General features: G+C 64.1%; 8 protein-coding genes and 2 pseudogenes. 6 read left to right on the top strand and 4 right to left on the bottom strand.

What is annotated here, in order from left to right:
* The 3 genes and pseudogenes from GTP69_RS31175 to GTP69_RS30135 form a co-directional block, all read right to left on the bottom strand.
* Positions 1-247 (bottom strand): annotated as a pseudogene (locus GTP69_RS31175) (hypothetical protein); the annotation flags it as partial.
* A gap of 87 nt (positions 248-334) precedes the next feature.
* On the bottom strand, positions 335-1,654 hold the full coding sequence (locus tag GTP69_RS30140) for a cyanophycinase (RefSeq protein ID WP_161058318.1): 1,320 nt from the start codon (positions 1,652-1,654) through the stop codon (positions 335-337).
* 87 nt (positions 1,655-1,741) lie between these two features.
* Entirely contained in the window at positions 1,742-4,495 is a 2,754-nt protein-coding gene (locus GTP69_RS30135; protein ID WP_229261222.1) for a TonB-dependent receptor, read from the bottom strand.
* Positions 4,496-4,655: 160 nt separating this feature from the next.
* Between GTP69_RS30135 and GTP69_RS30130 the strand changes: the two genes are divergently transcribed.
* The 4 genes from GTP69_RS30130 to GTP69_RS30115 all read left to right on the top strand — a co-directional run bounded on the left by GTP69_RS30130 (position 4,656) and on the right by GTP69_RS30115 (position 7,897).
* Positions 4,656-5,795 (top strand): succinylglutamate desuccinylase/aspartoacylase family protein, encoded by a 1,140-nt coding sequence (locus GTP69_RS30130; RefSeq protein ID WP_161058317.1) that lies wholly within the window; start codon positions 4,656-4,658, stop codon positions 5,793-5,795.
* A complete protein-coding gene (locus GTP69_RS30125) occupies positions 5,792-7,195 on the top strand; it encodes a YfcC family protein (protein ID WP_229261221.1) in 1,404 nt (467 codons plus the stop codon). Before GTP69_RS30130 ends, GTP69_RS30125 begins: the two co-directional genes overlap by 4 nt.
* Before the next feature lie 317 nt (positions 7,196-7,512).
* Complete coding sequence (locus GTP69_RS31920; protein ID WP_161058316.1) at positions 7,513-7,665, top strand: colicin E3/pyocin S6 family cytotoxin; 153 nt, start codon at positions 7,513-7,515, stop codon at positions 7,663-7,665.
* Positions 7,658-7,897 (top strand): hypothetical protein, encoded by a 240-nt coding sequence (locus tag GTP69_RS30115; protein WP_161058315.1) that lies wholly within the window; start codon positions 7,658-7,660, stop codon positions 7,895-7,897. The genes GTP69_RS31920 and GTP69_RS30115 overlap by 8 nt, the downstream gene beginning before the upstream one ends.
* On the opposite strand, the gene GTP69_RS30110 is transcribed toward GTP69_RS30115, so the two are convergent.
* The gene (locus GTP69_RS30110; RefSeq protein ID WP_161058314.1) at positions 7,833-8,258 is read right to left on the bottom strand and encodes a GNAT family N-acetyltransferase; all 426 of its coding nucleotides are present in this window, start codon (positions 8,256-8,258) and stop codon (positions 7,833-7,835) included. The genes GTP69_RS30115 and GTP69_RS30110 overlap by 65 nt on opposite strands.
* Positions 8,259-8,353: 95 nt before the next feature.
* Between GTP69_RS30110 and argH the strand changes: the two genes are divergently transcribed.
* A complete protein-coding gene (gene argH / locus GTP69_RS30105; protein ID WP_161058313.1) occupies positions 8,354-9,748 on the top strand; it encodes an argininosuccinate lyase in 1,395 nt (464 codons plus the stop codon).
* 114 nt (positions 9,749-9,862) lie between these two features.
* Positions 9,863-10,262, top strand: a pseudogene (locus GTP69_RS30100) (M4 family metallopeptidase); the annotation flags it as partial.

The raw sequence follows: 10,262 nt of genomic DNA, 5'->3' as shown, positions 1-10,262 counted from the left end.
ACCCATTGCTGGCCGACGCGGTGCGCGGCGCCGGCGGCGTGTTCTTCTCCGGCGGCGACCAGGCCCGTATCACCCAGGCGCTGGTGCGCGCCGACGGCAGCCGGACGATGCGCTGCCAGACGGCGTCATTGTCGGCGCGCAGGCCGCCGCCGATGATGACCAGTGAGCCTTTGGGGCCATCGGCCGCCACCACGCTCATCGGCAAGGCCAGCAGCAAAGCCGCGTGCAACAGGAATTTGATCGCCATGCGCATACGCACTCCCATAAAAATGGTCCACCACGGCGCGCGGCACCGGCGCAACCCGCACTGCGCTACGGCCAGGGGGCGGCGACGCTAGCGGTAGCGGTACAGCGGCTGTTGCAGCTGGATCGGCCGGATGTCCATGCGCAGTTTCAGCACCGAATACGCTTCCACCTCGGTCGAGCTGTAGCCGACGCTGTTAATCGTCTTGGAGAAGCGGAACTCGAAGCCCAGCTCCGGATTGAAATCGCGCGGGTTGCCAAAGGCGATGCCGATGGCGTCCTGCTGGGCGTTGTCGATCAGATTCACCATCAGATCCAGCACCGCATTGTTGCCAAGGATGTCGTTGGTGTAGACCGGCTCGCGCGTGTCCGGCTGGTTCGGGTCGAGCTTGTTGTCGGCCTTGTCCGGCGATGGCGTGAACTCGCGCGTCACCAGGTTGAACTTGTCGCCGCGATCGAGGTAACTGATGGTGGCGTTGGAAATATTAAACCCCTTGATGCCACGGTCGGTAATCGCCGCCGACAGGTCCAGCAGCAGCGCGCCGCTGTAACCGATGATTTCGACGTCGCGCTTGGCGTTGACCACCATCGCGGTGTTCTCGTCGATGCCCAGGCCGATCTGGTAGCCCTTCTTCAGCATCACCGGAATCATGCGCGCAAAGCGGCCGCGCACCAGCAAGTGCTGGTCGACAAACACGTCCTCGCCGATGAAGCCGAGGCCGGAGGCGATCTCGTGGCCCTCGTTGACGCCCTGCTTCAGCATGTCCAGGGTCGACTTGGCGTCGTAGAACATGGTAGTGCTCATGATGGCGGCGCCGGCGCTGGAGCCGGCCAGCACGCCGCCGTCGCGGTAGACGTCCCACACCGCGTCCAGCGCCGCCGTGTGGCTGCCGTCGGTGCGCACCAGCGCGCGCGTGATGCGGGCCTGGTCGCCGCCGGTGAAATAAATCCCGGTGGCCGAATGGATGGCCGCCACCACTTCCGGGTCTTCGGCGGCCTTGCGGTAGTCGCTATTGGGCCAGGTGACGCCGAGCGGAATCGCGAACGCCTGGGCGCCGTACTGATTGAGCTTGTTGACGGTGGCCTGGGCCGCGCTTTCCGGGTTGATCGAGGCCGAGCCGAACACGCCGATGCGCGCGCCCTTGCCGCCCGCCAGCATGACGATGCGCTGCCACACCTCGGCATTTTCGGCGCGCAAGCCGCCGCCGATGATGACCAGATTGCCGGCCGGCGGCGTCAGCACCGGCTTCGGTGGCGGCACGGCCTTGGCCGGTTTGCTGCTCTTGCCCGGCACCTGCACCTTGGGAACCGGCGTCGTCGCAGCCGCCTGCGCGGCGGCGCCGGTCAGCACCAGCAGCCATAGCAGGCACAGCCTGCCCAGCCCCTGGCGCGTAAAACCCGTTAATTTCATGTTGCCCTTCCGATGAAAACCGGCGCCGGGCTATCGCCGGGCGCCGTAGTTACCGCAGATGATACCAAGCTATTGCTTAAAAACGCATTACTTGAAGGCGTAATTTACACTAGCAAAGAAGCGGCGGCCGCGCACATCGGTATACGTCGGGTCGTAGCCTGAAATAAAGTAATACGCCTGGTTCGAGTATGGCGGCGCCGTATCGGCCAGATTCTGCACGCCGGCGCGCACTTTGATGGCCTTGCTGGCCTGCCAGGAGCCGGTCAGATCCCACAGCGAATACGATTTCACGCGGTTGGCCGCCACCACCGTGCCGTCGTCGGTGTTGATCGCCGAGTTCTGGTCTTCATAGCCGCTGGAGAAGGTATTCGACAGCGTGGCCGCCCACGGACCTTTATCCCAGTCGAAGGTGATGGTATGGCGCCAGCGCTGCACCACGCCGTCGGTGACGAAGCGGCCCAGGTTGCTGACGAAGGCGTCGCCCTTGGCATATTGCAACTCGGACTTGGTGACATAGGTGCCGCTCAGGCGGCCGCCGAAACGGCCGGCCCAGGTCTGCACGCCCTTGAAATCGATGGTCAGATCCAGCCCGGCCGCCTTCTGGGCGCCGCGGTTTTCCTTGAACTGGTCGATATAGGTGATGAAGCCGTCGTCGTCGCGGTGGATCAGGTTGCCGTACTTGGCCTGGTTGCCCAGGATCACGTCGTCACCAATTTCGGCGATCAGATCGGTGCGCTTGATGTTCCAGTAGTCCAGCGACAGCATCACCTGCTTGGATGGCTGCAGCACCATGCCCAGCGAGAACTGGCGGCTCTTCTCCGGCTTCAGGTTGGGGTTCGAGTAGCGGTGCACTTCCCAGGCGTCGGCGCAGTCGGCGTAGTTGTTGTCGACGGTGGCGCAGTAGACCGGGTCCGGCAAGGTGGCGGTGCTACCGACCTGCATCGGGCGGTACAGCTCCGTCATCGACGGCGCGCGGAAGCCGCGTCCGGCCGAGGCGCGGAACAGCATGGTGTTGGTCGGCATGTAGCTGACCCCGACTTTCGGGCTGGCGGCGCCGCCGACCACCTGGTAGTGGTCGTAGCGGGCCGAGACCTGCGCCTCCCACTGCTTGGTCAGCGGCAGCAGCAGCTCGCCGTAGACGGCCTGGATGTTGCGGGCGTAGGCGGTGGCGTCGCCGCCTTCCGGCGCGAAGTCGTTGTTGATGTTGTCGCTCATTAAGAGCGCGGAAGGGTTGAAGGTGGTCTTCTCGCGGCGCAGCTCGCCGCCGATGGCCAGCGCGGCGTCGCCGCCGGCTAGGGTGCCGACCGGGTGCGACACTTTAAAGTCGACCGAGTCCATGGTGCCGCGCGCGTGGCGCACCTCGTCGTTGACCTGGATGCTGTTGAGCAGCGCGATGCCTTCCGGGCTGGACGGGCCGAACGGGTTGATCAGGCCGTCCGAGATGCCTTGCATCAGCTTGTCGTACAGCAAGTAGCCGTGCGTGTCGCGGTCCTTGATGACGTTGACGCTGTGGTTCAGGCCGACGTCATAGTCCCAGCCGTTGTGGCTGCCGGTCCAGCCCAGCACGAAGCGCTGGCTTTCGCTGGTCAGCTCCGAGGTGCGGCGGCCCGCTTCGAACAAGCGCATGTTCAGTTGCACCTCGCCCGGCACGTCGTCGTCGGCCGAGGCCTCGTCCGACAGCAGGTTGTACTTGGCCAGCGCCGGCACCTTGCGGTAGTCGATGTAGCCGGTCACGCGCGCCGACGAGGCGGCGTAATAGGTCTTCGAGCGGCTCAGCGCCACCTCGGCGTACAGCTGGTTTTCGGGATTGATCTGCAACACGCCGCGCGACAGGAAGTTGGCTTTTTCCGATTTCGGATACAGCTCGGTGTCGCCCATGTAGTTGTAGGTGCAGGCGTCGACGCCGCCGGTGCCGGCCGGCAGGTACAGATTGGCCGGGCCGTTACAAGTCGGCACCGACGGGTTGATGGTGCGGTTGGTCAGCGGCTTGCCGTTCAGCGTGAAGCCCTGGTCGTTCAGGTAGTCGCGCTGGGCGCCGGTCAGGCGGATGTTGGCCGGCGAGGTGTAGCCGGACAGCAGGTGCGGCAGGCGCTCGGCGATGTGCAGGTCGTTGATGAAGTCGCGCTGCGAGGTCGACAGCGCATCGGTGCGCTGGAAGTCGGCCACGGCAAACACGTTGAAGCCGTCCTTGGCGACGTCGCCGATACCGGCCGTCAGCGTGGCGGTGCGCTTGCCGGCCCCGCCCTCCTTGGTTTTCAGGCCGTAGGCGTTCAGCTCCACGCCCTGGAAGTCCTTGCGGGTGATGAAGTTGATCACGCCGCCGATGGCGTCGGTGCCGTACAGCGCCGAGGCGCCGTCCAGCAGCACTTCGACGCGCTGGATGGCGGCGGCCGGGATGTTGTTGAGGTCGACGCCGGTGTCGTCGCCGGGCGAGGCAAAGTTGGCCATGCGGCGGCCGTTCAGCAGCACCAAGGTCGACGAGGTGCCAATGCCGCGCAGGTTGGCGCTGTTGAAGCCGCGCTGGTCCTTGCCGTCCGAGATGCTGGCGCCGTCGGTCAGCGAGCCGACGTTGGCCGACAGCCGCGCCAGGATTTCCGAGGCGGTGGTGACGCCGACCTTGTCGATTTCCTCGCGGGTGATCACCTGCACCGGCAGCGCCGTCTCCGATTCGATGCGCTTGATGGCCGAACCGGTGATCTCGACCCGCGCCAGCGGCGGCGGCAACGGCGCATCCTGGGCGCTGGCTGGCTGGCCGAGGATACCGGCGACGGCGCCCAGGCCGATGGCCAGCCGGACTGCCCGCGTCATGACCAAGGCGCGCGTGCGATGCATGTGACTCATATTCTCTCCCAGCTTTTAGATATATAAATAATTCATTTAAACTAACTGTACGCAGTTGTGGCCGAAAACTCAAGAAAGCCGGGCACCTTTCGCCCTGTGCGATTTACTTTGTGAAAATAGTGCTACATACTCAATCCTTAGACGATTTCGGTGACCCGCCATGCAAGCACACAAACATCCCCTTTCCGCGCCGTACGCCAGCACCGCGTATGAGCTGACCAGTTTCCATTTCGGCACGCCCGGCCGCGGCAAGAAAGTCTATATCCAGGGTTCGCTGCACGCCGACGAGGTGCCGGGCATGCTGGTGGCGCAGGTACTGCGCCGGCAACTGGCGGCGCTGGAAGCGGCCGGCCAGATCAGCGGCGAAATCATCCTGGTGCCGGCCGCCAATCCGATTGGGCTGGCGCAGGCGATCCACGGCGCCGCCTTCGGCCGCTTCGACCTGACCACCGGCGTCAACTTCAACCGCGCGTACAAGCACGTGGCCGAGGATTTGAAGAAATCGCTGGAGGGCAAGCTGGGCGCCGACGCCGCCGCCAACGTGGCGCTGATCCGCGAACACGCGCGCGCCTCGATTGCCGCCTGGCAGCCGAAGACCGACGCCGAGACGCTGAAGAAAACCCTGATGACGCTGGCGATCGACGCCGACATCGTGCTCGACCTGCATTGCGACAACGAGGCGGTGCTGCACATCTACGCCGGCACGCCGCTGGCCGAGGCCATCGCGCCGCTGTCGGCCATCCTCGGTTCGCACGCGACCCTGCTGGCCTACGAGGCCGGCGGCGAGCCGTTCGACGAAGCCTGCAGCCGCTTGTGGTGGGATCTGGACCGCCACTTCCAGCACCGCTTTCCGATTCCGCCGGCCTGCCTGTCGACCACGGTCGAACTGCGCGGCGAGCAGGAAGTCAGCTACGACCTGGCGAACCAGGACGCCGCCGGCCTGCTGCAATTCCTGACACTGCAAGGCGTGCTGCACGCCGGTGACGCCGCCGCCCAGGCCGCCGCCGCGATGCTGCCGGCGCCGCTGTGCGAGGCGACGCCGCTGGAAGGCGTCGAGCCACTGTATGCGCCGCATGCGGGGATACTGGTCTACACGCGCGAGCTGGGTGCGCGCGTGACGGCCGGCGACGCCATCGCCGATCTGATCGACCCGGTCAGCGGCGACACCACCGTGTTGCGGGCGGCGGTCGACGGCGTGTTCTTTGCGCGCAGCGCGCATCGCCATGTGATACGCGGCATGAACGTCGGCAAAGTGGCCGGCGCCAAGGCCTATCGTGATGGCGACCTGCTGAGCGCATGATGACCACTTCCCGTAAATTCAAACTCCCGCACACTTTCGTCCTGCTGTTCATCATCCTGGCGCTGATTGCGGCGGCGACCTGGCTGGTCCCCGGCGGCAAATACGATACGCATCTGGTCAACGGCAAGCAGTTGATCAATCCGGACAGCTTCCACTACATCGCCAGCGCGCCGCAGGGACTGACGGCGCTGATGAAGGCGCCGATCAAGGGCTTTGTCGAGGCGGCGCAGATCATCGGCTTCGTGCTGATCGTCGGCGGCGCGTTTGCGGTGCTGCAAAAGACCGAGGCGATCGACTCGATGATCAAATCGCTGGCGCGCGCGCATGCCAGTTCAAAGTTTATTCAGCGCGCACTGATCCCGGTCTTCATCACGCTGTTCTCGATCGGCGGCGCAACGTTTGGCATGAATGAGGAGGCGATCCCGTTCATATTGATTTTCGTGCCGCTGGCGCTGGCGCTGGGCTATGACACGGTGGTCGGCGTGTCGATTCCGTTTCTCGGCTCGCAAGTGGGCTTTTCGGCGGCGTTCCTGAATCCTTTCAACGTCGGCATCGCCCAGGGTATCGCCGGCGTGCAGGTGTTTTCCGGCTGGGGCTATCGGCTGATCGTGTGGGTGATTGCCACCGCCGTCACTGTCGCCTTCATGATGTGGTACGCGGCGCGCGTCAAGCGTGATCCAACGCTCAGCCCGACCTATGCGCTGGACCTGGAGAAGCGCAAGGATCTGCCGGTCGGCGGCATCGGCGAGTTCCACGGCATGACCGCGCGCCACAAGGCGGTGCTGTGGATCTTCGCCGGCTCGCTGGGGGTGATGGTGTTCGGCGTGGTGCACTTCGACTGGTATATCGACGAAATCGCCGCGCTGTTCCTCAGCATGGCCATCGTCATTGGTCTGGTCGGGCGGCTCGATTCGACCCAGATCGTCGAAGGCTTCATGCAGGGCGCGCGCGATCTGGTCGGCACGGCGCTGGTGATCGCGCTGGCGCGCGGCACGCTGGTGCTGGCGCGCGATGCGCACATCATCGACACCATGCTGCATGCGCTGATGCCGCTGGTGCAGTCGGCGCATCCGGTGTTTGCAGCGTGGAAGATGTTCGGCATCCAGACGGTGATTAATTTCTTCATCCACTCCGGCAGCGGCCAGGCGGCATTGACCATGCCGATCATGGCGCCGCTGGCCGATCTGGTGGGCGTCACGCGCCAGACCGCGATCCTGGCGTTCCAGTTCGGCGAGTTCACCACGCCGATGATCCCGACTTCCGGCATCACCGTCGGCGTGCTGGCGTTGGCGCGCATCCCGTGGATCACCTGGGCCAAGTGGATGATCCCGCTGCAACTGATCTACGCCGTCCTCGCACTGGCCCTGCTGGTGCCGCCGTGCCTGATGAACTGGCAGTAAGGAATTGGCAATAAAGTTCCAGCTATATACACAGGGGACTTACCCTCGGGTGGTTGCCTGAAATTGTCTGAAATGGCCTGATAAATGCCTGCATTTGTAACAGCCAGACGTCAGCTCTCATAGGCAGCTCGCTTGAAAAGCGCCTGAAATTTCAGGCATTCGTCAGGCGATTTCAGACAATTTCAGGCATCCACCGCAGAGGACAAACCCTATGTATATGCCCTCCGCGATAGCCGGCTGGCGCAGGCATACGTCATGCCTGATCCTATCTCGACCAATGCGTATATATCGGCGCGCGGAAAGGCGAAAAGCGCTGGATGTCCAAAGACAGGACTAAACTCTATACGTGGGACTGGACTCACGGAGAAATTGAGGTATTCAACAAACGCGGCCGCCACCTTGGCGCAATCGACGCAATCACTGGCCAACTTATCAAGGACGCAATCTCAGGAAGGAAGATCGATGTCTAACTTTATCGAAAAATGCCTGTCGCGCGAAGCAGCGCCCGAAGATATCGATGATTTCATCGACCAATGGCACCAAAATCCTGGCCATCAGGCGTTGCACGAATTCCTCGGCATGACGCGTGACGATTACGCACGCTGGATCGCGGACGCATCCGTCCTGCCCGCCATTATCAATTCACGTAAATATCCGGGAAATAGCGCTCCATCAGCGACGCCGGACGGGCCGGGGGCGTGAAGCCGTGGCGGGCGTACAGCGAGTGCGCATCGCTGGTGGCCAGCATGAAGCGGCGCAACCCTTGCAGGTCCGGATGCGCCATCACCGCCGCCACCAGCGCTTTGCTGACGCCCTGGCCGCGCTGCGCCTCCACGACAAACACATCGGCCAGATAAGCAAACGTCGCATAATCGGTAGTCACGCGTGCAAAACCCACCTGCCGGCCATCCAGATAGGCGCCAAAACACAGGGAATTATTGATCGCCCGCTCCACCGTTGCGCGCGGAATGCCCCGCGCCCACGTCGAGCGTTCGCTAAGAAACTGGTGGATCAAGTCGAGGTCCAGCGCCTCGCGCTCGGTGCTGATGTGCAGTTGGTCCATGTTTTCCGTGGTCATTAAAATAATGTTGACGTATTTTAGAGCAGCTTGCGGTTTATAATCTCCGTTGATCCTCAGCGCATACCAACTTTTAGACTATGACTGCACAATTCTCCAAAAAAGCCGAAGCCTGGTCCGCCCGCTTCAGCGAACCGGTTTCCGACCTCGTCAAACGCTACACCGCCTCGGTGTTCTTCGACAAGCGTCTGGCCAAGGCCGATATCCAGGGCTCACTCGCCCACGCCGAAATGCTGGCCGCCCAAGGCATCATCTCGGCCGCCGACCGCGCCGAAATCGAACGCGGCATGGCCCAGATCAGCGCCGAAATCGAGGCCGGCAGCTTTGAATGGCTGCTCGACCTGGAAGACGTCCACCTTAACATCGAAAAACGCCTGACCGAACTGGTGGGCGACGCCGGCAAGCGCCTGCACACCGGCCGCTCGCGCAACGACCAGGTGGCGACCGACATCCGCCTGTACGTGCGCGCCGCCATCGACGACGTGCTGCAACTGCTGCACGCGCTGCGCAGCGCCCTGACCGACCTGGCCGAAAAGAACGCCGACACCATCCTGCCCGGCTTTACCCACATGCAGGTGGCGCAGCCGATCACCTTCGGCCACCACATGCTGGCCTACGTTGAAATGTTCGGCCGCGACGCCGAGCGCATGGCCGACGCCCGCAAGCGCGTCAACCGCCTGCCGCTGGGCGCCGCCGCGCTGGCCGGCACCACCTTCCCGATCAACCGCGAACGCGTGGCCAGGACGCTGGGCTTCGACGACGTCTGCCACAACTCGCTGGACGCCGTCTCCGACCGCGACTTCGCGATCGAATTCACCGCAGCCGCCTCGCTGATCATGATGCACGTGTCGCGCATGTCGGAAGAACTGATCATCTGGATGAGCCCACGCGTGGGCTTCATCGACATCGCCGACCGTTTCTGCACCGGCTCGTCGATCATGCCGCAAAAGAAAAACCCGGACGTGCCGGAACTGGCGCGCGGCAAGACCGGCCGCGTGTTCGGCCACCTGATGGGCCTCCTGACCCTGATGAAAGGCCAGCCGCTGGCCTACAACAAGGACAACCAGGAAGACAAGGAACCGCTGTTCGACACCGTCGACACGCTGGTCGACACGCTGCGCATCTTCGCCGACATGGCCGGCGGCATCTCGGTCAAGCCGGACAATATGCGCGCCGCCGCATTGCAAGGCTACGCCACCGCCACCGACCTGGCCGACTACCTGGTCAAGAAAGGCCTGCCGTTCCGCGACGCCCACGAAGCCGTGGCGCACGCGGTGCGCGCCTGCGACGACCTGAAAATCGACCTGTCGGAAATGACGCTGGAGCAGCTGCGCGCCTTCTCGCCGCTGATCGACGACGACGTCTTCGCCGTGCTGACGCTGGAAGGCTCGGTCGCAGCGCGCGACCACGTCGGCGGCACCGCGCCGAACCAGGTAAGACTAGCCATCGCCCGCGTGCGCGCGCAACTGCAGTAATTCCCTCCCGGCGCCGCCATCCGCGCGGCGCCGATCTGCCAGCTTGTTGATCTGGCACAGTACCCTGTCCCCGCCGCCGATCTAGCGTGAAGTCATCTACCCAAGGAGGATGACATGAAACCGCACACGCCCCTGATCGCCGTCTGCCTGGCCCTCACTCTTGCCGCGCTGGCGCCCGGCGCCGCCGACGCCGTCCAACTGATGTCGGCCCCGGTCACCATCGCAACCCCGCAGGAAACCGCCAACCTGGTGACGCGCCTGACCGCGCTCGATGGGCACCAGGGCCTGACCAACGACTACAGCTTCCGCATCAGCAGCCAGCATCCCGGCGTCGTCGGCCAGAAGATCACCCGCGCCCAGCACACCTACAAAGGCCTGCGCGTGCTGGGTTCCGAATCGGTGGTGGTGACCAACGCCGCCGGCGACATCGTCAGCGTCTCGGTGGCCGACCGCCGTCCCGGCCTAGCGCCGCAAGCCACCACGCCCGGCATGCCGCTGCCGCCGGCGCTGCCGG

The sequence above is a fragment of the Duganella levis genome (assembly GCF_009857605.1).
GTDB classification, from domain to species: domain Bacteria; phylum Pseudomonadota; class Gammaproteobacteria; order Burkholderiales; family Burkholderiaceae_D; genus Rugamonas; species Rugamonas levis.
The sequence above is the reverse complement of the archived record's forward strand: the minus strand, read 5'-3'. Positions and strand labels throughout refer to the sequence as shown.

Excerpts from the sequence above, each read along its gene's own strand:
- GTP69_RS30140 (WP_161058318.1), bottom strand. The coding sequence starts at position 1,654 with ATGAAATTAACGGGTTTTACGCGCCAGGGGCTGGGCAGGCTGTGCCTG.
- GTP69_RS30125 (WP_229261221.1), top strand. The coding sequence starts at position 5,792 with ATGATGACCACTTCCCGTAAATTCAAACTCCCGCACACTTTCGTCCTG.
- GTP69_RS30130 (WP_161058317.1), top strand. The coding sequence starts at position 4,656 with ATGCAAGCACACAAACATCCCCTTTCCGCGCCGTACGCCAGCACCGCG.
- argH (WP_161058313.1), top strand. The coding sequence starts at position 8,354 with ATGACTGCACAATTCTCCAAAAAAGCCGAAGCCTGGTCCGCCCGCTTC.
- GTP69_RS30110 (WP_161058314.1), bottom strand. The coding sequence starts at position 8,258 with ATGGACCAACTGCACATCAGCACCGAGCGCGAGGCGCTGGACCTCGAC.
- GTP69_RS31920 (WP_161058316.1), top strand. The coding sequence starts at position 7,513 with ATGTCCAAAGACAGGACTAAACTCTATACGTGGGACTGGACTCACGGA.
- GTP69_RS30135 (WP_229261222.1), bottom strand. The coding sequence starts at position 4,495 with ATGAGTCACATGCATCGCACGCGCGCCTTGGTCATGACGCGGGCAGTC.
- GTP69_RS30115 (WP_161058315.1), top strand. The coding sequence starts at position 7,658 with ATGTCTAACTTTATCGAAAAATGCCTGTCGCGCGAAGCAGCGCCCGAA.